Origin of the sequence: Chryseobacterium phocaeense, assembly GCF_900169075.1 — a bacterium.
GTDB classification, from domain to species: Bacteria; Bacteroidota; Bacteroidia; order Flavobacteriales; family Weeksellaceae; genus Chryseobacterium; species Chryseobacterium phocaeense.
Genome location: NZ_LT827015.1, coordinates 866,462 through 893,449 on the forward strand (window position 1 = coordinate 866,462; position 26,988 = coordinate 893,449).

Annotated in this window: 18 protein-coding genes; 14 read left to right on the forward strand and 4 right to left on the reverse strand. The window is 39.7% G+C overall.

Annotated features, from left to right (window positions below; all coding sequences use genetic code 11):
- Positions 1-58: 58 nt before the first annotated feature.
- Positions 59-1,861: an ABC transporter ATP-binding protein gene (locus B7E04_RS10570; protein ID WP_080778621.1), complete on the reverse strand. Its 1,803-nt coding sequence runs from the start codon at positions 1,859-1,861 to the stop codon at positions 59-61.
- 298 nt (positions 1,862-2,159) lie between these two features.
- Here B7E04_RS10570 and B7E04_RS10575 point away from each other — a divergent pair, with 298 nt between their 5' ends.
- Positions 2,160-2,813: a CoA transferase subunit B gene (locus B7E04_RS10575; RefSeq protein ID WP_062652605.1), complete on the forward strand. Its 654-nt coding sequence runs from the start codon at positions 2,160-2,162 to the stop codon at positions 2,811-2,813.
- Between the two features lie 320 nt (positions 2,814-3,133).
- Here the strand turns inward: B7E04_RS10575 and B7E04_RS10580 are convergent, their stop codons facing one another.
- Positions 3,134-3,940 (reverse strand): DUF4197 domain-containing protein, encoded by an 807-nt coding sequence (locus B7E04_RS10580; protein ID WP_080778622.1) that lies wholly within the window; start codon positions 3,938-3,940, stop codon positions 3,134-3,136.
- Positions 3,941-4,043: 103 nt separating this feature from the next.
- Between B7E04_RS10580 and B7E04_RS10585 the strand changes: the two genes are divergently transcribed.
- The 9 genes from B7E04_RS10585 to B7E04_RS10625 all read left to right on the forward strand — a co-directional run bounded on the left by B7E04_RS10585 (position 4,044) and on the right by B7E04_RS10625 (position 20,588).
- Positions 4,044-6,311: a glycoside hydrolase family 20 protein gene (locus B7E04_RS10585; RefSeq protein ID WP_080778623.1), complete on the forward strand. Its 2,268-nt coding sequence runs from the start codon at positions 4,044-4,046 to the stop codon at positions 6,309-6,311.
- 139 nt (positions 6,312-6,450) lie between these two features.
- Positions 6,451-7,443, forward strand: a complete 993-nt coding sequence (locus B7E04_RS10590) for an isoaspartyl peptidase/L-asparaginase family protein (RefSeq protein ID WP_080778624.1) — start codon at positions 6,451-6,453, stop codon at positions 7,441-7,443.
- A 199-nt stretch (positions 7,444-7,642) separates the two neighbouring features.
- Positions 7,643-8,305 carry a copper homeostasis protein CutC gene (locus B7E04_RS10595; RefSeq protein ID WP_080778625.1) on the forward strand — a complete coding sequence of 221 codons (663 nt, stop codon included), beginning with the start codon at positions 7,643-7,645 and terminating at the stop codon, positions 8,303-8,305.
- Positions 8,306-8,308: 3 nt separating this feature from the next.
- Positions 8,309-10,795, forward strand: coding sequence for a beta-mannosidase (locus B7E04_RS10600; RefSeq protein WP_080778626.1), 2,487 nt, complete (start codon positions 8,309-8,311; stop codon positions 10,793-10,795).
- A gap of 309 nt (positions 10,796-11,104) precedes the next feature.
- Positions 11,105-12,013 carry an AEC family transporter gene (locus B7E04_RS10605; RefSeq protein WP_080778627.1) on the forward strand — a complete coding sequence of 303 codons (909 nt, stop codon included), beginning with the start codon at positions 11,105-11,107 and terminating at the stop codon, positions 12,011-12,013.
- A gap of 303 nt (positions 12,014-12,316) precedes the next feature.
- Positions 12,317-14,764, forward strand: coding sequence for a replication restart helicase PriA (gene priA / locus B7E04_RS10610; RefSeq protein ID WP_080778628.1), 2,448 nt, complete (start codon positions 12,317-12,319; stop codon positions 14,762-14,764).
- A gap of 160 nt (positions 14,765-14,924) precedes the next feature.
- Positions 14,925-16,394: a D-alanyl-D-alanine carboxypeptidase/D-alanyl-D-alanine endopeptidase gene (dacB, locus tag B7E04_RS10615; protein ID WP_080778629.1), complete on the forward strand. Its 1,470-nt coding sequence runs from the start codon at positions 14,925-14,927 to the stop codon at positions 16,392-16,394.
- An 84-nt stretch (positions 16,395-16,478) separates the two neighbouring features.
- Positions 16,479-18,404: a M1 family metallopeptidase gene (locus tag B7E04_RS10620; protein WP_080778630.1), complete on the forward strand. Its 1,926-nt coding sequence runs from the start codon at positions 16,479-16,481 to the stop codon at positions 18,402-18,404.
- Positions 18,405-18,656: 252 nt separating this feature from the next.
- The gene (locus B7E04_RS10625; protein ID WP_080778631.1) at positions 18,657-20,588 is read left to right on the forward strand and encodes a M1 family metallopeptidase; all 1,932 of its coding nucleotides are present in this window, start codon (positions 18,657-18,659) and stop codon (positions 20,586-20,588) included.
- A gap of 180 nt (positions 20,589-20,768) precedes the next feature.
- Here B7E04_RS10625 and B7E04_RS10630 read toward each other — a convergent pair whose 3' ends face one another.
- The gene (locus tag B7E04_RS10630; protein ID WP_080778632.1) at positions 20,769-21,647 is read right to left on the reverse strand and encodes a cupin-like domain-containing protein; all 879 of its coding nucleotides are present in this window, start codon (positions 21,645-21,647) and stop codon (positions 20,769-20,771) included.
- A 162-nt stretch (positions 21,648-21,809) separates the two neighbouring features.
- Here B7E04_RS10630 and kbl point away from each other — a divergent pair, with 162 nt between their 5' ends.
- From kbl to gldG, 4 genes are all read left to right on the forward strand, one after another.
- Complete coding sequence (gene kbl / locus B7E04_RS10635; RefSeq protein WP_080778633.1) at positions 21,810-23,006, forward strand: glycine C-acetyltransferase; 1,197 nt, start codon at positions 21,810-21,812, stop codon at positions 23,004-23,006.
- 185 nt (positions 23,007-23,191) lie between these two features.
- Complete coding sequence (locus B7E04_RS10640; protein ID WP_080778634.1) at positions 23,192-23,743, forward strand: CopD family protein; 552 nt, start codon at positions 23,192-23,194, stop codon at positions 23,741-23,743.
- 82 nt (positions 23,744-23,825) lie between these two features.
- Positions 23,826-24,554 carry an ABC transporter permease gene (locus B7E04_RS10645; protein WP_080778635.1) on the forward strand — a complete coding sequence of 243 codons (729 nt, stop codon included), beginning with the start codon at positions 23,826-23,828 and terminating at the stop codon, positions 24,552-24,554.
- A 4-nt stretch (positions 24,555-24,558) separates the two neighbouring features.
- Positions 24,559-26,229, forward strand: coding sequence for a gliding motility-associated ABC transporter substrate-binding protein GldG (gldG, locus tag B7E04_RS10650; protein ID WP_080778636.1), 1,671 nt, complete (start codon positions 24,559-24,561; stop codon positions 26,227-26,229).
- Between the two features lie 306 nt (positions 26,230-26,535).
- On the opposite strand, the gene B7E04_RS10655 is transcribed toward gldG, so the two are convergent.
- The gene (locus tag B7E04_RS10655) at positions 26,536-26,979 is read right to left on the reverse strand and encodes a hypothetical protein (RefSeq protein ID WP_080778637.1); all 444 of its coding nucleotides are present in this window, start codon (positions 26,977-26,979) and stop codon (positions 26,536-26,538) included.
- Between the last annotated feature and the right edge of the window lie 9 nt (positions 26,980-26,988).

Consider the following 26,988-nt stretch of genomic DNA (forward strand, 5'->3'; position numbering starts at 1 on the left):
GAATTTAAACAGGTCTTACAATAAAAAAGCGCTGAAAATCAATTCAGCGCTTATTTTTTTATTCCTGAGGATTGAGGGTTTTTCTTTCCCCGATCTGTTGTCGCCACATGGCATAGTACAATCCTTTTTCTGTAATCAGGTCCTCATGAGAGCCCATTTCTACCACCTGTCCGCGTTCAAGAACATAAATCCTGTCCGCATGCATAATCGTACTCAAACGGTGGGCAATAAGAACCGTAATCTGTTCTCTTTCCTTTGAAATGCTCTTGATGGTGGATGTTATTTCCTCCTCGGTGATACTGTCCAGAGCAGAGGTCGCTTCATCAAAAATCAGTAAATGAGGTCTTCTTAAAAGCGCTCTGGCAATGGCAATTCTCTGTTTTTCACCACCGCTTAATTTCAGCCCGCCTTCACCAATTACGGTCTCAATTCCCTTTTCTGCCCTTTCGAGTAATGCAGTACAGCTTGATTTTTCCAAAGCAATGGCCAGTTCAGATTCTGTAGCGTTTGGATTCACAAAAAGAAGGTTTTCTTTGATCGTTCCTGCAAAAAGCTGGGTGTCCTGGGTCACAAATCCGATCTGGTTTCTCAGTTCATCAAAATCAAATTCTTTCCCGTTGATCGCATTGTAGAAAATATTACCTTCCTGAGGCCTGTACAATCCCACGAGTAATTTCACCAACGTACTTTTCCCCGAACCACTAGGTCCCACAAAAGCAATGGTTTCCCCATTTTTAACGTTAAAAGAAATATTATTCAGAGCTTTATACTGGGCAGACTGATGTTTAAAGGAAACATGCTTGAATTCCAGTTCCTCAATGGCCCCGATTTGTTTTGGATGAAGAGGTTTCTCTTCTACGTCTTTTTTCATCAGGTTACCAAAATTCTGAAGCGAAGCCTCAGCCTCACGGTAAGAAATAATGATGTTCCCGATTTCCTGCATCGGACCGAAAATAAAGAAACCATAAAACATCAGGGAAAGATATTGGCCCGGAGTCACAATATTTTTAAAGATTAAATACAGCAATGTCAGCGTGATCATTTGCTGAAGAAAATTCACCATGGTTCCCTGGATAAAACTCAGAGAACGGATGCTTTTCACCTTTCTGAGCTCAAGTCCAAGAATTTTATATGTATTATTGTTCAGACGGATCACCTCCTGATTGGTTAATCCCAAACTTTTTACAATTTCTATGTTTCGGAGACTTTCAGTGGTGCTTCCTGCCAGAGCTGTAGTTTCCGATACAATGTTCTTCTGTATGACTTTGATTCTTTTGCTTAATAAATTAGTAATAAAAGCAATCAGGAAAATCCCGCAGATATACACCGGCATAATGGACCAGTGAAGGCGGATGGCGTAAACAGAAACGAAGATAATGCTCACCAGAATTCCGAAGAAAATATTAATGAAATTGGTGATGAACTTTACGGAATCTTCCCTTACTTTCGTTAATATAGATAAGGTCTCGCCACTTCTTTGATCCTCAAATTCCTGATAAGGCAGGGCCATAGAGTGTTTCAGACCGTCTGTGAAGATTTTAGCGCCAAATTTCTGGGTAATCACACTTACCACATAGTCCTGAAAAGCCTTGGCAATCCGGCTCATCATCGCTGTCCCGATCAGTAATCCTAGAAAATAGAAAGCACCATGATAGTCTTTGCTTCCATATAAATATTCGTTAAGGTTTCTGGGTAGAAGTTTCTCTTTATCAAAAAAATTGGGATGCGTAACCAGCTGATCCAGGATGTTACCCGTAATAGCCGGGGCAAATAAAGAAAAAACCTGATTAATGGTGGCCAACAGCAAAGAAATGACAATCAGCCATTGGTAAGGCTTAAGATATCTTAAAAGTATTTTCATTCTCGTAAATAATGTTGCAAAATTAGAGATATTATTCTGACATATAATATTAAAAATTGATGTCTGTTTAAATTTTTACTTTGAAAATTTTTAACAGCGGTAACAAGTTTAGCAGTCAAAAATTAATCTGTTATAATGAATGGCGTTTAAATAGTAAATGTATTCATTTCAAATTTTTCATTTTTAATGACCTAAACTTCTTGATGTTGGAAGAAACAGCACATATAAACCGGTCAGGAATCACAAAGCCCTTTTGTATTCAGCTGAAAATATTTAAATTGCAGTCTAAGTTTTTATTATGCTTACAAAAGAACAAATTGCCAAAAGAATTTCAAAAGAACTGAAAGATCGTTATTATGTAAACCTTGGAATCGGGATTCCAACTTTGGTTGCCAACTACGTTCCCGAAGGTATTTCCGTAGAATTCCAGAGTGAAAACGGAGTATTGGGAATGGGACCGTTCCCGTTCGAAGGAGAAGAAGATGCCGATATCATCAACGCCGGAAAACAAACCATTACCATTCTGCCGGGAGGCTCATTTTTTGATTCTGCCTTCAGTTTCGGGATGATCCGCGGTCAAAAGGTAGATCTTACTATACTGGGGGCAATGGAAGTCTCAGAAAACGGAGATATTGCCAACTGGAAAATTCCGGGAAAAATGGTAAAGGGAATGGGCGGAGCAATGGACCTGGTAGCATCTGCGGAAAACATTATCGTCGCGATGATGCATGTGAACAAAGCCGGAGAAAGTAAAATCCTGAAGAAATGTACCCTTCCCCTTACGGGAGTAAACTGTGTGAAAAGAGTCGTAACCGAATTGGCCGTATTAGACGTTACTCCAGCTGGTTTCAAGCTAATAGAAAGAGCTCCGGGAGTATCGGTTGAACACATTGTACAATCTACAGAAGCCGATCTGATCATTGAAGGTGAAATTCCTGAAATGCAATTTTAATAATACACAAAACCTTGTCATCGACAAGGTTTTTTTATCATGTCAGTACATGCAGAATTTTTTCTCCCACAGATTTCACAGGTTGCATTTTTAGCGGAAGTTTCCCAGTCTTTAACTTTTGCTTCTTTTGTTTGACTACGTCGAATCTTTGATTTCAAGACAAAAGAAGATGGAAATAAAAATCAAACTTTTTTATTAGAAAATATCACGCAGATGTTGCAGATGTTGCAGATTTTTTTAACCACAGATTTTCACAGATTTTTTGAGAAAATTAGTTTTTACAACTGTAATAAACTAACCTCTAATTTCTAGCCTCTCCATCAATCCTGAGCTCCAAAAACCTTCTGCAAAATAGAAGTCGTTCTCATAGCCGGCGTATTTCTGATTCCGCTTTCCTTTTCAGCGACCATTTTAAAAACCCCGTTGATGGTTTCTGTCGTCACATATTCATTGAGGTCGGTTGTTACAGACTGTCCGGTAGATGTATTGTATTTTGAGATCAGATTTTTCCACACGGTATCTGCACCAACTTTGCCCAGTGAAGCTTTTACTTTAGGCTGGAATGCTGTGAACAGCTGGCTCTGTGTTTTGGTCTGTAAATAATTGGTTGCCGCATTATCACTGCTTAGCAGGATGTTTTTGGCATCCGCAATAGTCATTGAAGTAATGGCTTTGGTGAAAATAGGGGCAGCTTCCGTTACCGCATCTTCGGCAGCTCTGTTTAATAATTTTACACCTTCATCCGCAAGACTTCCCATTCCCAGAGAGCGGAGCGTGGTGTCGATTTTTCTTAATTTTTCCGGCATTAAAATTTTAACCGCTTCATTTTTAAAAAAACCGTCGGTTAAAGCCAGTTTCTTCACCCCATCTGTTACTCCCATGCTTAATGCTTCTTTTAGTCCGGAAGAAATCTGTGAGGAAGTAAGATTTCCAAGATTGGTGGATGAACTTTTGGTAGGAGTAGTGGTTGTGGTAGTTGCAGAAGTGGTGGTAGTTTTAGGCTTTGAAGGTTTTTCAAGATCAACACCGGTTTGGCTTTTAACAGTTGACTTGATGATATCTAAAAGCTGTGCCTGTGCAGAAACTGAAAATAATAATCCGGCTGCAAAAAGAATGTTTTTTCTCATTTATATTTTTTGCAAATTTAGATGTTTTATTATTTAAGAGGTTAAAAATGACCGGATAGTTTTAGAAAATATTTATCTTAGCTTAAATCTTAATTCCATATCAATGCGACGTTTTCTTTTTGTGCTTTCGGCTCTTTTTTCCACTGTTTTTCATGCCCAGAAAAAACCCGACCTGATCCCTTACCCTCAAAGTGTAAGTATGCAGCAGGGAAAGTTTATCATTCCTGAAACTTTGGTCCTGAATGACAAACTTCCCAAAGAAGAGACCGAATATTTGAAAAAACGTCTCGGTTCATCCGTGAAATTTAAGTACAGCAGTAACACAGCGGAAGCGCACCTGATGCATATGCAGCTGCCACAACCAAAGACTCCTGCTAATGCTGAGGAAGATAAAGAAAGCTATTCTATTCACATTTCTCCAAAAAGAATACTAATCAGTTCCAATACAAAGCAAGGGTATTTTCTGGCTCTTCAGACATTAATTCAGCTATTTGAAGAACATAAAACGGATAAAGAAATTCCGGCCATGGAAATTCATGACCAGCCCAAATTTGCGTGGCGTGGAATGCATCTGGATGTATGCCGTCATTTTTTCACTGTGGATGAAGTAAAACAGTATATCGATTATCTTGCCATGTACAAGCTGAATACCTTCCACTGGCACCTTACAGATGATCAGGGCTGGAGAATTGAAATAAAAAAATACCCGAAGCTTACCCAGATTGGTTCAAAACGGAAAGAATCCATGATAGGGGCTTATGTAGACAATACTTTTGACGGAAAGCCATACGGCCCATATTTCTATACCCAGGAACAGATCAAAGATGTCATTAAATATGCCCAGCAAAGGCATATCACTATTGTTCCGGAAATTGAAATGCCGGGACATGCACTCTCTGCTTTATCTGCTTATCCGGAACTGGCCTGTACAAAAGGTCCTTTTGAATCTGCGACAAAATGGGGCGTTTTTGATGATGTTTTCTGTCCAAAAGATGAAACATTTACATTCCTGGAAAATATTCTTGATGAGGTTATTGCATTATTTCCGTCACAATATATCCATATCGGAGGTGATGAATGCCCGAAAACAAGATGGAAAGAATGCGCACACTGCCAGGAGCTGATTAAAAAAAATAATCTGAAAGATGAGCATGGCTTGCAGAGTTATTTCATCCGGAGAATTGAAAAATATGTGAACAGTAAAGGCAGAAAAATTATTGGCTGGGATGAGATTCTGGAAGGTGGTCTAGCCCCAAATGCCGCCGTCATGAGCTGGACGGGAGTAAATGGAGGGATTGAAGCCGCAAAATCCGGACACTTTGCCGTAATGACGCCTGGTGCATACTGTTATTTTGACCATTATCAGGGAGATCCGCAATCGGAACCGAATGCTTTCGGTGGGTTTACGCCTTTGGACAAGATTTATTCCTATAATCCTGTTCCTGCAGAGCTGAATGCAGATCAGGCGAAATATATTATGGGAGTTCAGGCTAATTTATGGACGGAATATATTACAGATTTTAAACAGGTCCAGTATATGATATTCCCTAGACTGATGGCACTTTCCGAGGTTGGGTGGGGAACTTCTGATCCTAAAAACTATAAAGAATTTGAGAACAGAGTGATCAGTCAGTTCAAAATTCTGGACAAAATGAATGTTAACTACGCAAAAAGCATTTACAATATCTCGGGGAAGGTTGGCCCTGCAAACAGTGGTGTCATCTATGAGCTTAAGGTATCACAGGACCCGAAAGGCATAAGATATACTACGGACGGCACAGAACCTTCGATCAATTCACAGATTTACAAAGGGGGTATTCCTGTATCGAAATCATTAACCGTTAAATCTGCCTATTTTGAAGATGGAAAACTGAAAAGCGCCGTTTCTACGCAGGAATTTACCGTTTCAAAAACGACAGGAAAAAAAATTACATTGGAACAGCAGCCAAGCGAAAATTATTCTTTCGGCGGGGCTTTTACTTTGGTAGACGGAATTATCGGAAACATCAGACAACTGGGGAAAACATGGCTGGGATTCCAGGGGAAAGATGTAGTGGCAACCATTGATTTAGGGCAGAAAACAAACTTTTCAGAAATCTACTTTAACACATTGGAAAACAAAGGAAGCTGGATTCATCTGGCTAAATCTGCTCAGGTTTTTATTTCTGATGACGGGAAGAATTTTAAAATGATCAAAGAAATTGGAAAAGACGAAATTCAAAACGCAAAAGGCAAAATAAAACTGAATGTAGGTAACCAGAATTCAAAATACATCAAACTGAAAGTAGAAAATGCGGGTATTATTCCAGCCGGAAATCCGGGAGCAGATTCAAAGGCATGGTTGTTTGTTGATGAAATTGGAGCCAATTAACTCAAAATTTAGTTGAAGCATATAAAAACCACCTGCTTTTGACCGCAATAAATAAAAAAGACCACGGCTTTGATGTCATGGTCTTTTTTCCTTTTCTGCTAGCGGGAAAATTGCTAATTTGTAAGCCTAATAATCTCATATGCAAAGTAGACGAAATTTCATAAAAAAAACTGCCGCTGCTTCCCTGGCACTAGCTGTAAGTCCGTTTGATCTGATGGCTGTGGAAATTCCTGATCATCACCAAACAATTGATAAACCCATCGTTCTTTCCACGTGGAATTTCGGTTTGAAGGCCAATGAGGAAGCCTGGACTGTCTTAGGAAAAGGCGGAAAAGCCCTGGATGCAGTGGAAAAAGGAGTTCGTCTGGTAGAGCTTGATCCTGCGGAAAGAAGCGTGGGCTACGGAGGCCGCCCGGACAGGGATGGCAGAGTGACCCTGGATGCCTGTATTATGGATGAAAACTATAATATCGGTTCTGTGGCTTGTCTGGAACATATCAAGAATCCTATTACAGTGGCAAGGGCAGTGATGGAAAAAACTCCTCACGTTATGCTGGTTGGAGATGGGGCATTGCAGTTTGCGTTATCGCAGGGATTTAAAAAAGAAAACCTTCTTACCCCGGATTCAGAAAAAGAATGGAAAGAATGGCTTAAGACCAGTGAATACAAGTCGGTTGCGAATATCGAAAATCATGATACCATCGGAATGATTGCGCTGGATGCCAAAGGAAACCTTTCCGGAGCCTGTACCACCAGCGGAATGGCTTTTAAAATGCATGGAAGGGTAGGAGATTCTCCTATTATCGGAGCCGGGTTATTCGTAGACAATGAAGTAGGGGCTGCTACAGCCACAGGCCACGGCGAAGAAGTAATCCGTACGGTAGGTACCCATCTTGTAGTTGAATTAATGAGACAGGGACGGAATCCTCAGCAGGCCTGTAAAGAAGCTGTAGAAAGAATTGTAAAAATTACCCAGAGAAGAAATAAGAACCTGAAAGATATACAGGTTGGCTTTATTGCTTTAAACAAAAAGGGTGAATATGGCTCATACTGCATCCAGGATGGATTTACTTTCGCGGTTCATGACCAGAAAGGAAACCGCCTTGAAAAACCGGAATTTGCATTAAAATAATCAGGATGCTTTTTAAAATTCAATAGGAACGGGTTCTGTAAAATATCAGATGATATCAGATGAATTGACATCAGAGCCTGCTATAAATTCAATAGGAACGGGCTTTAGCCCGTTTACAAAAATATCCCCGATTCAAATGGCTTTAGCCAAAACCTGGAATTTTTCAATAAAAATTTTTAAAAAATAAACAAAGAAATAAATGTCAAAAATAGAAATAGCGTGCTTCAATCCGGAATCAGCCATTATTGCATTTGAAAACGGAGCCGATAGAATAGAGCTGTGCGACGGTTTAAGTGAAGGTGGCACAACCCCTGATTTTGATACCGTAAAAGAGCTCAGAGAAAAAATAAATATTCCGATTTTTGTAATGATCCGTCCGAGAGGAGGAGATTTTACCTATTCGGAAGCTGAGTCTGAACAGATGGAAAAAGATCTGATCCTCTTTAAATCCCTTGACGTAGACGGTTTTGTTTTTGGAATACTTGATGAAAATAATCAGGTAAATGTAGAACATAACAGAATTTTGGTTGAAATGGCTTATCCTCTTCCCTGTACCTTTCACCGGGCTTTCGACAGGGCAGAAGGGCTTGAAGATTCGTTGGAAAAAGTAATTGACTGCGGTTTTAAAACCATTCTTACTTCAGGTCAGAAGCCCAACGTTGCAGAAGGGAAAGAAAATCTTAAAAAGCTGGTAGAGCTTTCCAATGGAAGGATTGAAATTCTTGTAGGCGGCGGATTGCGTTCTACCAATATTGAAGAGCTCAGAGCCTATACCCATGCAGGCTATTTCCATTCTTCAGCCATTACAGATGGCGGTGCTTTTGCAAACCAGGATGAGGTAGTGGCTTTGAAAAATAAGTAAAAAATGAATAGATCTATCCTTTTAATTGTCCTTTTTATGATGAATATGATGACTGCACAGAAAACTGAACGAAATTTATCTTCAGAAAACTGGCAGTTCAAAAATACAAATGAACAAAGCTGGCTGCCGGCGAAAATTCCGGGAATGGTTCATCTTGACCTGATGCATCATAAGATCATTCCCGATCCTTTCAAAGATGAAAATGAGAAAAAAGTACAATGGGTAGAAAATGAGGACTGGGAGTATCAGACCCGTTTTAAAGTTACAGCGGAAGAACTTAAAAATCAGCATATTGATCTAGTCTTTAACGGACTGGACACTTTTTCAGAGATTTATCTTAATGGAAAACTCCTTCAGAAAACGGACAATATGTTCAGAAAATGGGAAATTCCAGTGAAAAGTTATTTGAAAGCGGGAGATAATGAATTGAAAATTAAATTCAGCTCTGCGGTCAAAGAAGGTAAAGAGCTGGCAAAAGCTGTTCCGTTCACCATGCCGGAATCTCCAAGGAGTTTTGTAAGAAAAGCACAGTATCACTTTGGCTGGGACTGGGGACCAAGATTGTTAACAACAGGAATTTGGAAAGATGTACAACTGGAATTCTGGAATACTGCAAAAATCAGAAATATTCAGGTTCAGCAACATCACGTAACGGAAGCTTTAGCAGAAATCTCTTTTAATATGAAGATTCTTGCAGATGAAGAAGGACCATATCAGGTGGAACTGAATAAACAAAATCAAAGTGTTCAGCTTAAAAAAGGGCTCAACACCGTTTCTGTTCCGTTCAAAATTAAAAATCCAAAACTATGGCAGCCGAATGGGTGGGGAGATCCTCATCTTTACAACTTTAAAATCAGCCTTTCGAAAAATAAAAATTCTTTAGACCAGAAAAATATAACAACAGGGCTGAGAACGGTAGAATTGATTCAGGAAAAAGACGCTGCAGGAAAATCATTCTATTTCAAAGTAAATGGAAAGCCTATGTATGCAAAAGGAACCAACTGGATTCCGGCAGAAAGCTTTTCACCGGCGATGACCAAAGAAAAATACCACAAGCTGATTAAAGATACCAAAGATGCGAATATGAATATGATCCGGGTCTGGGGTGGCGGAATTTATGAAGATGATGAATTTTACAAAGCCTGTGATGAAAATGGTATTCTGGTATGGCAGGATTTTATGTTTGCAGGAAGCTTTTATCCGGCTGACGAAGCTTTTTTAATGAACGTAAAAGAAGAAGTAAAGGAGCAGGTGGAAAGACTTCAGAATCACCCGTCTATTGCATTATGGTGCGGAAATAATGAAGTGGATGAAGCCATCGTCAATTGGGGCTATCAGAAACAGTTCAAATATTCAAAAGAAGATTCACTGCAGGTCTGGAAAGACTATAAAAAACTCTTCCAAGAAGTGATTCCAGATATCTTAAAAGAAAACCTCACTCCTGATAAGAACATCTATTGGCCGAGCTCTCCTTCTGTCGGATGGGGACATAAAGAAAGCCTAACAGAAGGAGATTCCCATTATTGGGGCGTCTGGTGGGGAGAGCAGCCGTTTGAGATCTATAATGAAAAAGTTGGAAGGTTCATGTCTGAATATGGCTTTCAGGGAATGCCGACGCTGGAAACTGTAAAATCTATGTTTTCAGGAACTCCCGATCTGAGTGTTCAGAATTCCGTGATTAAAGCCCATGAAAAACATAGCAGAGGCTGGGAAATCATCAATGAATACATGAAAAGGGATTATAAAATTCCGTCAGATTTTGTACAATACAATTATATCTCTCAATTGCTGCAGGCCCGTGGAATGAGAATCGCCGTTGAAGCCCACCGCCGCGCAAAACCTTACAATATGGGAACCCTCTACTGGCAGCTGAATGATTGCTGGCCGGTAGTTTCATGGTCATCCATTGATTATCTGGGCAACTGGAAAGCGCTGCATTACCAAATGAAAAGAAGCTTTGAACAGCAGGTTGTTTTAACTGAAGAACTGGCCGGAAATTTAAACTTTTTTGCGGTTAATGATGGGTTAAAAGTATTTAATACTAATGACTTAGAAATAAAAGTGATTGATTTTAGCGGAAAAGTTTTAAAAGAAACCAAAACACTTTCAAAAGGAAAACTTCTGGACGGTATTCTGAAGTTCAGTCCGGTTCAGATAAAAGATTTGCTCTCGGAATCCGAAAGGAATAAAGTCTTTTTGGAACTTACCATGAAGGCCAAAGATGGGAAGACTGTAGCTGTCGGTTCTCATTTCTTTTCCAAACCAAAAGACCTTGAATTGACGAAGCCTGGGATAAAAATTAAAAGAATTTCTGCAAATGAAATCGAGGTTTCCACAGAGGTTCTGGCGAAAGATGTCTATCTGATCGGAGACACTCATTTCAGTGATAATTTCTTTGATCTCCTTCCCAATACTTCAAAAAAGATCAGACTTTCAAAACCTGCTGAGAAAATTGACGTTCTGAGCCTTTGGGATGTAATAAAAAATTAAAAATATACACAGGAAAAATCTGCTTCATCTGCAAAATCTGCGTGAAAAACAAACAACTTCATAGGTTTTCAAAATCTATGAAGTTTAGCAATTCAGATTATTGTAAAATAAACACTATTAAATTTTATCTGAGATAAAATCCTTGCGCCTTAAAAAAAGCATCTGTTTATACACCTCGCGCCTTTGCGAAAAACCAACAAAATAGGAAGAAATTGAAAATCAATCTTTCCTCATAACATAGTAAAAAACCTGATTTTTCTATTCCCAACTAAAAAATCAACCGTAAATTTGCAGCATATTTCAAATGGTATGGTAAATTTTGTTCTGATTGCAGTATGCATTATCGCAGGAATGGTCTTCAAGGCAACAAAATCTATCCATCCCGATGCCCATAAAGGAATAAATACCTGGATCCTTTATCTTGCGCTGCCGGCAGTTTCATTTAAATATCTTCCAAAAGTAAAATGGACGGCCGAAATGCTGTTTCCTATCGCAGCCACTTTTCTGGTTGCCGTTTTCTGCTTCTTTTTCATGATGTTCTACAGCAAAAGTAAAGGCTATTCAAGGCGCTCCAGAAGCACACTCGAACTTACGAGTGGCTACAGCAATACTTCCTTTATCGGATTTCCGCTGATTAGTGCTTTTTATGGCGAAAGTCTGTTAAGTATAGCTATTATCTGTGACCAGACCATGTTTCTGGCATTATCCACATTAGGAATTATTGCCGCGGTAAAAGGGGGCAGCAGGTCAGGAAAAGTAAGCGCCGCATTTATTCTCAAAAGATTGATTACATTTCCTCCGCTGATAGGCTGTATTTCGGCTCTGATATTATCGCAGTTCATCGATTTCTCCTCTGCAGAACCAATTTTTGATAAGCTGGCCGCAACGGTAAGCCCGCTGGCATTATTTTCTGTAGGGCTTCGGCTGAAATTCAACGGATGGAAGAAACTCATTCCACAGATGTCCGCTTCCATGCTTTATAAACTGATTCTGGCCCCGGCGATGGTGCTGGGACTGGCTCTGTTGCTCAATATAAAAGGCGATGTAGCAAAAATTACAATCTTTGAGGCTGCCATGCCTACCGTGGTTACCTCCAGCATTATCGCAGAACAATTCAGACTGAATACCAAACTCACCAACTTGATTATTGGCTTCAGCATCATTGTGGGTTTCCTCACTTCAGCCGTCTGGTACCAGATCACAGAATATTTTTTTTAAGTATAATATCTCGCAGATTGTGCAGATTCAGCAGATATTTGCGCTATTTTTATCTGCATGATCTGATTAATCTGCGTGAAATAAAATTTGAACCATTTAAGGATTATCAAGAATTTAAGAATATTAAGTTGAGCTTTGCTTTAAGGAAAAGATGGCCATGAAAAAAGTTTGTGTAATCTGAATAATCTGTGGGAAACATAAATAATCTGCCGGATTTTATCTCAAAACAACAATATACAATCTCAACAAAAAATTGCAGTTCTCTCAGGAAAAATCTAATTTTACACTTTAAAAATTTCCCTTGTGCATTACGCCCAGATCGTTTTACCCCTTAATTTAAAAGGATCCTTCACCTATAAAGTCCCTGAAGAGCTGATAGCTGGTATTCAGCCGGGAATGCGCGTACTCGTTCCTTTCGGAGGGAAAAAGATTTACACCGGAATTGTTTTTGAACTTCACGATAATGCTCCTGAAAGCTTCGTAGCCAAGGAAGTAATCAGTATGCTGGATGACCGGCCTATTTTGCCGCAGGAGCAGATTGATTTCTGGAACTGGCTCTCAGACTATTATCTGTGCGGGTTGGGAGAAATTTACCGTTTTGCATTTCCTTCATCTTTAAAGCTTGAAAGTGAAACGTATTTAAAATTAAAACCCAACGTTCAGGTGGATTTTGAAAACCTGGATGTCAATGAAATGTACCTGATCCAGGCGTTGGAAGTACGCCAGCTGATCAATCTTACCGATATTGAAGCATTTATTCCTAAAAAGGAGATCATCAAAACAATTAATTCCCTGATTGACCTTCAGTACATTGAAATTGATGAAAAAATAGCGGAAAAGTACAAAGCAAAAGAAGTGGCTTACGTCAGGATCAGCGAGACGGTTTTAAATAATCAGAACCTGACGGATATCTTAATCAAACTCAACAGGGCTGCGAAACAGAAAGACCTTTTTCTGGCGATTCTGGAAAAGCAGACAGAGCATCCGGAAATCCCCATCCGAAAAGCTGAACTCTTTGAGGATGATTATTTCGGAAGTTCACATTTAAAAGGGCTTATGGATAAAGGTCTTGTGGATGAATATTTCATGCAGAAAGACAGGATTGAAAGCTATGAAGGTGAAATTGAAGAGCTGGACGAACTCTCCGAACAGCAGAAAGAGGCAAAAACAGAAATAGACGAAGCCTTTGAGGAAGGGAAAAACGTACTCCTTCATGGAGTGACCGCTTCCGGAAAAACGCATATTTATTTAGAAAAAATTGAAGAATACATCCAGGAAGGGAAAAATGTCCTGTTCCTGCTTCCTGAAATCTCCCTTACCAAGCAGATCACTCAAAGACTGGAAAAAAAATACGGAAGACAGCTTGGTTTCTATCATCAGAAGCTTACGGATTTTGAACGTGTTGAGGTTTGGAGGAGAATCAGGCAGAATGATATTAAAATTCTGATCGGAACCCGGAATGCCATGTTCCTGCCATATCAGGACCTGGGACTTATTGTGGTGGATGAAGAACATGATTCTGCATACAGACCCAGAGAAGCTTCCCCTTATTTCAATGCGAAAGATGCAGCTCTGGTGCTTGGCAATTTTTATGGGGCAGGAGTCATTTTAGGATCTGCAACCCCTTCCGTAGAGAGCTATTACAATGCAAGAAAAGATAAAATAAAATACATTTTTCTAAATGAAAGATTCGGGAATGTGAATCTGCCGGAGTATGAACTGATCAACTTTAAAGAAGCCCAGGAATCCAAAAAAGTTTCCGGGAATTTTTCTTTACACCTGATTGATGAGATCAAAAGAACGCTGGATGAAAAAAATCAGGCTATTGTCCTTCACAACCGACGTGGTTATGCGAACGTCATAGAATGTGAAACCTGCGGATATGTAAATTATTGCTCCAATTGTGATGTGGTAATGACCTACCATAAGGCGGCCAACGAAATGAAATGCCATTACTGCGGGCAGAGGGCGTCAAAACCCAGATCGTGTCCGAAATGTCAGTCGGAAAACCTGAATGAAAGGGGAGTAGGCGTAGAGCAGATTCATGAAGAAGTATCCAAACTCTTTCCGGATCATGAAGTAGACCGAATGGACGTGGATTCGATGCGTAAAAAATTCGCGTATGAAAAATTGTATGAAAAAATAGAAGACCGGGAGACGGATATCATCGTGGGAACACAAATGATTTCCAAAGGCCTCGATTTTGACCATATCGAGCTGGTGACCATTCCAAAAGCGGACTCCCTTCTGTATGTGCAGGATTTCCGTGCAGAAGAAAGAGCTTACCAGCTGATCACGCAGGTATCTGGAAGAGCAGGAAGAGTTTCTGGAAAAGGAAAAATTTTAATCCAGACCTACAATCCCGAGCATTCTGTTTTCCAGCTGATTAAAATGAATAATCCTGCAAAAATCTATAAATATATCCTTACCGAGCGCCAGAAATTTCATTATCCGCCATTTACAAAGCTCATTATGATCGAGCTGAAGCATAGAAAAGAAGATAAGGTCAACAGGGCTTCCCGGTTTCTGGGTTCTATCCTGCGAAAATATCTTCCCGAAGAATGTGTTTTGGGGCCAGAAAGAGCACAGATTGCCCGACTTAATAATTTATACCAGTTCCAGATTATGCTCAAACTTCCACGCGGGAAAAAATATGATCAGTATAAAAAAATGGTATTGTTAAGTTTGAATGAGTTTGACGAAATTACTGCGTATCAAAGCATTAAAAAAGATGTTTTTGTAGATTTTTAACAATTTTTAACAAATTTTACGGTCTTTTATAAGACTTCTGTATACCTTTTTCTGACAATAATTTCTACTTTTGACCGTTGATTAAATGTTTGACTTTGTATTCTGGTGATTTAACCTTTCACTTTTTATAGGGTCAAACTATGGAACCAAAAAAAGATAGATGGTAAATTACAGAAAATATATTTCAGGTGTAGCGGTATTGGCTTCTGGGTTTTTCCTTGCTCAATCTACCGTTTCTACAGTTCTTTACTCACAGGCTTACGACAATCAAAAGAATTCTCTGAACCTTCCATCTCCCATTACTTCGGTAGCGGAGAGAACGGTGTTGTCTGCCAAAGAACTTGTAGATATTAATGTAAACACAATGATGGCGGATCCTGTGCTGAAAAATGCAAGCTGGGGATTCGTAGTGTACGATCCTAAAACGAAGAAAGTAATCTCTTCGTACAACGAGAACACTCCTTTAGTTCCGGCTTCTACCACCAAGCTGCTGACCACGGAAACTGCTTTGAACCTTTTAGGGGAAAACTACCGTTGGATGACGCAGCTGGAATATTCCGGAACGGTAGATGAAAACGGAGTTTTAAACGGAAACCTGTATGTAGTAGGAAGCGGTGACCCTTCACTGGGAACCAATAAAGCAGGGGCATGGTCTTACAGGGATATTATTTCAGACTTCATGAGCGGACTTTCACGCGAGGGGATCAAAAAGGTAAATGGTGATATTATCATTCAGACAGCGCTTTTCAAAGGCAATATTGCAGTGCTTCCGGAAAATGTTGTATGGCTTGAAAACAATAATTACTATCTGCCTGTAGGAACTACCCGCGAGATTAATCCGGCCAATGAAAAACTGATTGTGAAAAAATCCGGGTTTTCTTCAGACAAGAAATATTTCTACGTTTCTCCCTATGTAAAGCAGATGGTGTACGCAGAAAAGTATGACGGAGACGGTTTTCTAACCACAAAGCTTCCTGATGCTCCGGCTTACCTTGCCAATTCTTTCAGAACGACCATGGTGAAAAGCGGAATAGGAGTGACCGGAAAAGTAACGCCAAGAATGACGGATGCAACGCCTGAAAGCAGAAAGCTGGTAGCAGCCTATAAATCTCCAACCTTAGGTGATATTGTATTCTACACGAACCAGCACAGTGACAATTCCCTGGCTGAAGCTTTGCTGAAAACAGTAGGCTTCCAGAAAATGGGCGATCAGACCTCGGAATCAGGAAGAATGGTTGTAACCAACCACCTGAGAGAAGATAGCTTCGATATGATCGGTCTGAATTATATGGATGGAAGCGGGCTTTCAAGAAGCAATAATGTAACCCCGATTTCCCAGGTGAAGTTTCTGACCTCTCTGATGGATGAGAAATATTACAAAACGTATTTCACTTCACTGCCTGTTGGAGGGCAGTCCGGGACACTGAAAAGAATGTTCATCGGTACCGGAAACGGACAGGTTTTTGCCAAGACCGGAACTCTGAATAAAGTAAAAACCCTGGCAGGATATCTTAAGACCAACTCAGGAAAAACATTAGTATTTTCATTAATGGTTAATAACTATTCAGGATCTGTGGATATGGTTAAGAAAAGGATGGAAAAAATCCTTGAACCGGCTCTGGATCTCTAAAACATATTATTTTAATATTCTAAAAACCTTTTAATCTATGATTAGAAGGTTTTTTTTATCTTTGATTTATCTAACCTTCTGAGTATGAGAAAATTTTATCTTCTGTTGCTGGGCTTTCTGATCTCCCAGTCATTGTACAGCCAGATTCATGAACAGAATATTGAAATGAAAGACCTTATCGCAAAAGAAATGAATGCTTTTACGAAGAAAATGACGGCCTACAATATCAATCCGAATACTTTAAATTATGATCTTCAGTATCAGAGAATGAATGTAACGCTGGATCCTGCAGTCTACAATATTTCGGGTTCTGTAACGTCCCATTTTAAGCCTAATCAGGCCATGAGCAGTATTTATTTTGATCTGTCTGATGTTCTGGTGGTTTCCCAAGTGCAGTACCACGGAAGTAACCTGACTTTTCAGCAGCTTCCGACCAAAGAAATAAAAGTAGATTTTCCGGCATCTATTCCTGCCAATACACTGGATTCACTGACGATACATTATTCAGGTGCTCCTACCGCCGGCAATGCTTTTTCCACAACTGTACAGAGCGGAGTACCTATTTTATGTACTTTAAGTGAGCCCTACGGGGCACAGGAATGGTTTCCCACGAAACAGAGCATGAATGACAAAATTGAAAGATTTGACTTTAAAATTACTACGCCTTCAACCTACAACGTTGCTGCCAATGGAAAATTAATGTCTGAGACAGCACTTCCCGGCGGCCAGAAACTGACCTTCTGGAGAACGGCTTATCCTACCGCTGCCTACCTGATTGCCCTTTCCATCACCAATTTTGTGAAGCTGAATGATACCATTGGAAATCCGCCATTTCCGTTTGTAAATTATATATATCCGTCCACCAATGCTGATCCTGTAAGTATGGCCAATATTGAATGGACCAAAGAGATTATGACTACGTTTGAGAACTATTTCGGACCTTATCCTTTCCGGAATGAGAAATACGGACATATGCAGTTCAAGTTCGGGGGAGGGATGGAGCATCAGACCATGTCTTCCATGGGAAGCTGGAGCAAAGGACTGATTGCGCATGAGCTTGCCCACCAGTGGTTCGGGGACAAAGTGACCTGCGGAGCATGGAATGATATCTGGCTGAATGAAGGTTTTGCCACTTTCGGAGCAGCCCTGGCCAATGAAAAACTGCTGATGACCAACACGGAATTCAAAAATTTCCTGCTTGGGGAAATCAATAATATCACTTCTGCGCCTGACGGTTCTACGTATGTTCCGGATGCTGATCTTTCTTCGGTCAGCAGGATTTTCAGCAACAGGCTGACATACGCAAAAGGGGCTTATATTCTGAGAATGATCAAGTGGATTCTCGGTGATCCTGCCTTTTATCAGGCCGTAAAAGATTATCACGCAAGACCGGCTTTGGCTTATAATTATGCAAAAACAGCAGATTTTAATGCCTCACTTTTACAGTCTACCGGCAGGGATTTCACAGAGTTTTTCAATGACTGGTTATATGGACAGGGTTATCCTTCCTATACCATCAAGTGGAGGCAAACCGGAAATCAGATCCTTTTTAAAGCGGGGCAGACCCAGAGCAATGCTTCTGTAAGCTTTTTTGAAATGCCGTTACCCATCAAAGTGAATGGAACCGGCGGGCAGACCGCTTATTTTGCATTGAATCATACGGCAAATAATCAGGGATTTCTGGAAACAGTTTCGTTTCCTGTCGCAAGCGTTGAATTCAATTATGAATACCAGATTCTGGAAAAAAACTCCAATGTTGTTCAGGATAATACATTAAGCGTTGATTCTGTGACGAAGGAAGATTTTGTGTTGTATCCGAACCCTGCAGAAAATATGCTGTACCTGAAAGGAATAGACAGATCAGCTGAATATTCAATACACGCTGCAGATGGACAATTGATAAGAAAAGCTGTATACCAGCCCGGAAAACCGGTCGGAATTTCAACAATGGCTCCCGGAACTTATATTTTTACTATTAAAGATCAGCATATCAAGTTTATTAAATATTAAAACATAAGTTATAATCCAGTTTGATGGTCAATAATCAACGCTTAAGTGCTGTAAATTGTGAAATCCAATTCTAATCTGTCTGAATTTTGTATTTAAAATATTGCATACTATTGTAAATAAGATGAATTAAATATTGTAAAAAATGACTAAATAGCAGATTTTTTTATTTAAAAATCTATTTTGTTTAAAATTAACCTTTTAATCTTTGATTGAAGGGTTTTTATTTATATTTGAGCCATAATTTATTTGGATATGAAAACACTTTACCTTCTGATTCTGAGCTGTTTGCTTTCACAGGTTGTATACAGCCAGCACGGACATGATCACAATATTGAAAAAAAAGGCCTGAGAGCAATGGAAATGAAATCCTTTGCAAAAAAAATGACCACTTACAACGTAAATAACAATACTTTAAATTACGATCTTCAGTACCAGAGAATGGATGTTTCGATTGACCCTGCCGTTAAAAATATTTCCGGTTCTGTGACTTCACACTTTAAGCCGAACCAGAGTATGAGCAGTATTTATTTTGACCTGGCGAATGTACTGACCGTTTCAGAGGTTAAATATCATGGAAATAACCTTACCTTTCAGCAGCTGGCTACAAAAGAAATAAAAATAGATTTTCCGGCATCTCTTCCCGCCAATACGTTGGATTCACTCACCATTACTTATTCAGGAGTCCCACCTTCTGGTAACGGATCTTTTTTCAATGGTAATCAGGGAGGAACATCCGTGCTTTCTACACTAAGTCAGCCTTATGGAGCACAGGACTGGTTTCCGACCAAGCAAAGCCTTAACGATAAAATAGAACGGTTTGATTTAAAGATAACGACACCATCCCAATATAATGTCGCTTCCAATGGGAAACTCATGTCTGAAACCATACTTCCGGGATCGAAAAAACTGACTTTCTGGAGAACAGCTTATCCTACTGCTGCCTACCTGATTGCGCTTTCTATTACTAATTTTACGAAGATCAACAGTACGATCGGTAACCCGCCGTTTCCGTTTGTGAATTATGTATTTCCGTCTACCAATGCCAACGCAACAAAGATGGCAAATATTGAATGGACGAAACAGATTATGACGACCTTCGAAAACTATTTCGGACCTTATCCTTTCCGTAATGAAAAATACGGTCATATGGAATTCACATGGGGTGGAGGAATGGAGCATCAGACCATGTCTTCCATGGGAGGCTGGTCCAGGGATCTTATTGCCCATGAGCTTGCCCACCAATGGTTTGGAGATAAAATAACATGTGCTACATGGAATGATATCTGGCTGAATGAGGGTTTTGCAACATTCGGAGAACACCTGGCCAATGAAAAACTCCTGATGACCAATGCACAGTTTATGAACTATCTTATAGACGAAAAAGATTATATTACCAGCAGCCCGGGAGGTAGCACATACGTTTCAGATGCAGAACTGTCCAGTTCAAACAGGATTTTCAGCGGCAGGCTTTCCTATTCAAAAGGAGGATATATTGTAAGAATGATTAAATGGATTTTGGGCGATGATGCTTTCTATCAGGCGGTGAAAGACTATCATGCAAGACCGGCTCTCGCTTACGGGTATGCAAGCACGGCAGATTTTAAAGCCTCGTTTCTTCAGTCCAGCGGAAAAGATCTTACAGAGTTTTTCAATGACTGGCTATACGGGCAGGGCTATCCTACCTATACAATCAAATGGAGACAGACGGGCAACCAGATTCTTTTTAAAGCCGGACAGACCCAGAGCAGCTCTTCAGTAAGCTTTTTTGAAATGCCTCTACCCATCAAAGTGAATGGAACAGGTGGGCAAACCGCTTATTTTGTGCTGAATCATACTTCTAATAATCAAGGATTCCTCGAAAATGTTTCGTTTCCTGTGGCCAGTGTTCAGTTCAATTATGAGCACCAGATTCTGGAGAAAAATTCTACCGTAGTTCAGGATAATACATTAAGTGTTTCATCCGTAGAAAAAGAAGACTTTGCATTATATCCGAATCCTGCAAAAAATGAACTGTTTTTAAAAGGAATAGACAGATCTGTTGAGTATTCCATTCATGCCGCAGACGGTAAGCTGATCAGAAAAGATACTTACCGGCCTGGAAAATCAATAGGAATTGCAGAATTGGTTCCGGGAAGCTACATCATTACGGTTCAGGAAAAAAATATAAAGTTTTTAAAACATTAAAATTGTTTATAATCAGTAACAAAAAAACGGACGTCAGGTCCGTTTTTTTATTTTGAGCAATTTACCAGCCATTAAAATAACAGCAGATAGGATAGTAAGTATACAATGAACGCTCGGGAGTGATGATGGCATAGATGAATTCCATATTTAAATAATTTTTTGTTAAACAGTTCCTGTTGTTTATATCAGAAAGCTTTTCTGATTTCTCACAGCTCTGGCAGCTCTTTTCCTCGCTGTTTTCACTTTATACCGGAACCATTTTTCCTTTAAAATTTTCCGCATCAAATTGTCAAAATTCCGGATGACAATCATATTTTTAAATCCACGCCACTTTTCCAGAAGACTGGAAGGCAGAGCTCTTGTGGAAACAGAATACCCTTCAGTCTCATACTGGATGTAATGCCAGCAGCCTGAAGGGATGTACAGGGTTTCGCCAGGCTGCAGAACTGCTTCGTAACCCTCGAGATAGAGCAGGGCAGGAAATTCCCTGTAGTCAGGCTCTTTAATATCCGGCAGATTGTGAAAGTTATAAGGCAGTTTGTACATAAGATCCGACTGTTCCCAGGGGAAAAGCCAGATCCTTTTGGTGCCTCGAAACTGGGTCAGAAAAACGTGGGACATGTCAATATCAATATGGTTTCGGGTAACGGAACCTTCGCCGCCGAAGAACATAAAAGGCAGCCATTTCAGGATTTTACCATTGGTTACATCATTGTATATCAGATCATCTTTAAGTTCCGGCCTGATGTTAAGAAGGTTAAACAGAAAAAGTCTGTGTTCCGTAGGTCTGGTGCTGATCAGATCAAGGTATTCTGAAAATGTAGTCTGCCCGACAGGGCTGCTTGCCACCTTATCCAGAGATTCCAGTTCGCTTCCGTAAATATTAACCTTATGATTTCCTGCTATTCTCCTGAAATACTCATAATTCCACTTTTTAAATGCAGGACTTTCACGGTCGATAAAATTTTCCATAATAACCGGAAAACGGGGTTTCATATGGTCTTTAATAAAGTCCTGGGAGCTTATCCGGTTGATTCTTTTTATCGCTGTCAGTCTCATAATCCTTTATTTAAAAGAACAAATATAATTATTATCCTACTAAATTAGTAGACTAATGATGTTAAAAATGAAATTATACCCCGTTTTTTAGAATTAAACGGATAAAAGCTTATATTTTAAAGCCTTTTTATTAAATTAGCACATCTAAAAAATTACCTAAAAATGATCTCTGAAAAATATCTTCAACATTTACAGAACGAACTGCAAAACATTGAGAATGACGGTCTTTACAAAAGAGAAAGAATCATCACTTCCCAGCAGAGTGCGGAAATTGAAGCGAACGGAAAAAAGCTTTTGAACTTTTGTGCGAATAATTATCTGGGCTTATCCAACAATCCGGAGGTGATGAAAGCTTCTCAGGATATGATAGCGTCCCACGGTTATGGAATGTCTTCCGTACGTTTTATCTGTGGAACTCAGGATATTCACAAGCAGCTGGAGAAAAAGATTGCAGATTTCCTGGGTCTTGAGGACACCATTCTTTATGCGGCATGTTTTGATGCTAACGGAGGTGTTTTCGAGCCGTTGTTTACAGAAGAAGATGCTATTATTTCAGATGAATTAAACCATGCTTCTATTATTGATGGTATACGTTTATGTAAATCAGCAAGATACCGTTATAAAAATAATAATATGGCTGATCTGGAAGCCCAGCTGATTGCAGCTTCCGAAAAGAATCACCGTTTCAAGATCATCGTTACAGACGGGGTTTTCTCTATGGACGGTATTGTGGCTGACCTGAAGGGCGTTTGCGACCTGGCAGATAAATATGATGCTTTAGTAATGGTTGATGATTCGCATGCTACAGGATTCATCGGGAAAACAGGACGTGGTACCCATGAAGCCAATGAAGTGATGGGAAGAGTAGATATTATCACTTCTACATTAGGGAAAGCTTTAGGCGGTGCTTTGGGTGGATTTACTTCCGGTAAAAAAGAGATCATCGATTTGCTGAGACAGCGTTCCCGTCCATATTTATTCTCCAATTCACTGGCTCCTGGTATCGTAGGTGCTGCTCTGAAAGTTTTGGATATGATTTCTGATGATACTTCACTTCGTGATCAGGTGATGGAAAATGCAGCTTATTTCAGAACAGAAATGGTGGCTAAAGGATTTGATATTCCTGAAGGCGATGCAGCCATTGTTCCGGTGATGCTGTACGATGCACCTCTTGCTCAGAAAATGGCTGAAAAGCTTATGGATGAAGGGATTTACGTGATCGGATTCTTCTATCCGGTAGTTCCGAAAGGAAAAGCAAGAATCAGGGTACAGCTTTCCGCTGCCCATACAAGAGCCCATCTTGACAAAGCGATTGCCGCTTTTGAAAAAGTTGGAAAAGAGCTTGGTGTTATTTCTTAATTGATCTTTCAGCATACAGATGCTTCGATTTCGATCAGCATGACCGTTTTCATTACGTTTTGACTTTAAAAAAAAGGAAGAATTTAATGATGTTGGGGTTATGCAGGACGCAATCGGAGCATTTTTATCATTATTTCTAACAAATATTTTTGTTATTAACATTATATTTGCCATTATTTTAAAAAATGCTTTACACAATAATCAAAGCACTGCATATTATCTTTATGGTAAGCTATTTTGCGGGTATTTTTTATCTCGTGAGAATTTTCGTTTACTACAAGGATACCGATGAATTTGCAGAAGAGAAAAAGAAAATCCTTAGAGAACAGTACACGTTCATGGCGAGAAGGCTGTGGAATATTATTACGGTTCCTGCGGGCGTTATTATGGCTGTCTGTGGAATTGTCATGATTTTTCTGAATACCGGGCTGATGAAAATGCCGTGGTTTCATTTAAAACTGACCTTTCTGATCGGTCTTGCAGTCTACCATTACTGGTGCTGGAAAAAAGTCCTGAAACTGAAAGAACTGAACGGAGGAACCATAGAAACACCCAATATCAAGCTGAGACAGGCCAATGAAATAGCAACATTTATTCTGTTCCTGGTGGTGTTTACCGTGATCCTGAAATCGTTAGTAATTGAGTACTGGTGGCAATTAATCGCCGGATTTTTCGTTCTTGTATTTCTGATCATGATGACCGTAAAACTCGTTAATAAAAAAAAGAAAAACAAATAATTGTTCTGGGTAAGATTTTTCATAAGTACGGTACTACCTATTACATGAATACATTTTACCTTTTACATTTTACAAAAAAACTATGATTGCAATTTTAAAAAAGGAACTTTGGAGTTACTTTGGAAACTGGAGCGCATGGGTAATTATCGGTGCATTCAGTCTTATCACAGCTCTTTTCCTGTTTTTTTTCGAGAATGATTCCAATATTTTCGATATCGGGATGGCTTCTCTGCAGAGCTATTTCGTTCTCGTTCCATGGCTCCTGATGTTTATCATTCCTGCCCTTTCTATGAAAACTTTTGCAGAAGAACAGCAGACGGGAACCCTGAACTGGCTTTTTTCACAACCTTTAAAAGTATCAGAACTGGTGACCGGGAAGTTTTTTTCCGTGTGGATCGTTGGCGTTTTATGTCTTATTCCATCACTGATTTACCTTTATACCATCTATGTTCTTGGCGTTCCTGCCGGAAATTTGGATTTTGGGATGACGTTTGGAAGCTATATCGGATTGATTATACTGATTGCAGCATTTTCAGGAGTGGGAATTTTAGCCTCCTCACTGTCGCAGAACCAGATCATGGCTTATCTGCTGGGCGTTTTCATGTGTTTTATTATGTACTTCGGGATAGAGCAGCTGGCCAGCTATAAACTGCTGGGCGGAGCAGACTTTATTCTTCAGAATATAGGATTTTATCAGCATTTTCTTGGATTTACGAGGGGCCTTATCGATTTTAAGGATGTAGCTTATTTTATCCTGATCATTGGAGCAACATTGCTGTTGTCTAACCATTTTATCACTAAAAAGAAGTAGTACGATGAAGAAGTTCAATATAAAATCCCCGTTAGGAATTTTCCTGATTGTAATAGTACCTTTAGTGGTTCTGCTTACTTATTCCGGAATCAGGTTAGATTTAACGAAAGAAAAAAGATACACCCTTTCAGACAGTACGGTAAAAGTACTGGAATCAGTAAAAAAACCGCTTACGATAGATGTTTATCTTGAAGGAGATTTCCCGGCAAGCTTTAAACAGCTTCAGAATGAAACCAGATTCATGCTGGAAGAATTCAGGAAGATCAATCCAAAAATAGATTTTAAATTTATTGACCCCATTAAAACAAAAATGTCTCAGGACACTTTGATGGCGATGGGCATGCAGCCTTCCGTTCTTCCGGATATCAAAGACGGGAAGATCTCACAGATTACTCTTTTTCCTTATGCCGTAATAAAGTATAACAAGAATGGAGTTTCTATCCCGTTGGTGGTACAGCAGGCGGGAATAGATGCAGACCAGCAGCTGACCAGATCCATAGAAGGTCTGGAATACAGTCTGGTTTCCAATATCAAGAATATAGCAACGGACAGGAGAAAGAAAGTAGGAATTCTGGTCAATCATGATGAGCTGAGCCCTGAAGAATTCCACGGATTTATGCAGCTGGCTATGGAAAATTATGATGCAGGTCCTGTAATTCCGAAAAACCAGACCGAACTAACCCTGGAAGACCTTCCTTTGCTGAAGCAGATGAGCGCACTGGTCATTGCAAAGCCCAGAAAAGCATTTACAGATAATGAAAAAGTAATCCTGGACCAGTTTATTATGAACGGGGGAAAAACACTTTGGATGATTGATGCGGTAAATGCTGAAATGGATACGCTGACAAGATCGCAGAAAGTGATGCCTTTCCCTGTAGATATTAATATGACGGATTTCTTTTTCAATTATGGAATCAGGATCAATCCGGCTTTGGTGAAAGATGTTAAGAAATTTGCACTGCTGAAACTGGTTACCGGTGAAGTAGGAGGGAATCCGCAGTATACAAGCCTTCCGTGGCCATATTTCCCTCTTGGAATTGCTGAAAACGACAACCCGATTACTAAGAATATCAATCCGGTGAAATTTGAGTTTCCAACTTCAATTGATACATTGGGAGGAAGAAAAAACATCAGGACCCGTGTTCTTTTTGAATCCAGTGAAAGAACGCTTCTGAAGCAGGTTCCCAACTATGTAGACCTTAAGGAAATTGCCAGTGTGGACAGCCTTGGACAAATGGAAAAGCCAAGTACGCCAAAGATCTTTGCAGTGGCATTGGAAGGGAAGTTTAATTCTGCTTACGCTTCAAGAATCGAAAGAAAAGGCTATCCCGGTTTTAAAAGCCAGAGCCCTGAAAATAAAATGATCGTGATTGCTGACGGAGATGTCGGAAGAAATAAAATGCACAAAGGTGAGCCGCTTCCGATGGGAATTGACCGCCTGACGAATCAGGAGTTCGGAAACGAACAGTTCCTGAGAAATGCTTTGGATTATCTTCTGGACGACAGCAACCTGATGGCGCTCAGAAATAGGAATATTGAAGAAAGACTTCTCGACAGAAACCGCATTACGGAAGAAAAAACAAACTGGCAGTGGCTGAATCTGCTCTTACCTTTGGTAGTCATCGGCCTTCTGGGAGGATTGTTCTTCTGGATGAGGAAAAAGAAGTTTGGATAATATAAAAAGAGAAGCCGTGAGGTTTCTCTTTTTTATTATTTACCTGAGTTCGGGATAAGAGATTTCTGTTTTTATCATTTGGTAAGGAAGTCTGAGGGCAGAAGAGGGAAGTTATTGAAGTCTGAAAGCAGAAGTTTAAAACAATTTTATTCATTTTTAAAGCCAGCTTTATCAAATTCTATGGCTGGTGTTTAATATGAATGTCTGGTATTAACTTCCAGCCTCATTCTTCCAGCTTCCAGCCAACTTCACCTTAAATTTCTTATCCCGAACTTAAGTTATTTATGAAATAATGAGGATATCTGTTTATGTATTTGAATATTTGAAAGGAATATTGACGATATCAGTTACCTTTTCTCCCCGGTTATTTTTTCCGGCTTCCCATTTAATCTTATCGGTGGCTTTTTCAGCTGCTTTTTTCACTTCGGCTTTGAAAACCTCATTCCCGCCGTAAGTTGAAACATTTAATACATTGCCTTCAGGATTTACTTTCACGATAATTTTTGTAATCATCAATTTATCAAGGGACTTAAGGGCATCTTTGTTTATATTTTTCCTGATATTTTCAATAAATGCCTTATTTCCACCGGGATACTGAGCCGGAAAAGCAACGGTAGGAGGTGGTGGAACCGACATGTCCTGAGGCTGCCGGGATTCAAATTTGTCTTTAACTTTTTCTTCTTTCTTTACTTTTTGTGCAAACCCGATTCCGAACATGAACATCAGAATCAGTAAGATTATTTTTTTCATAGTAATTGT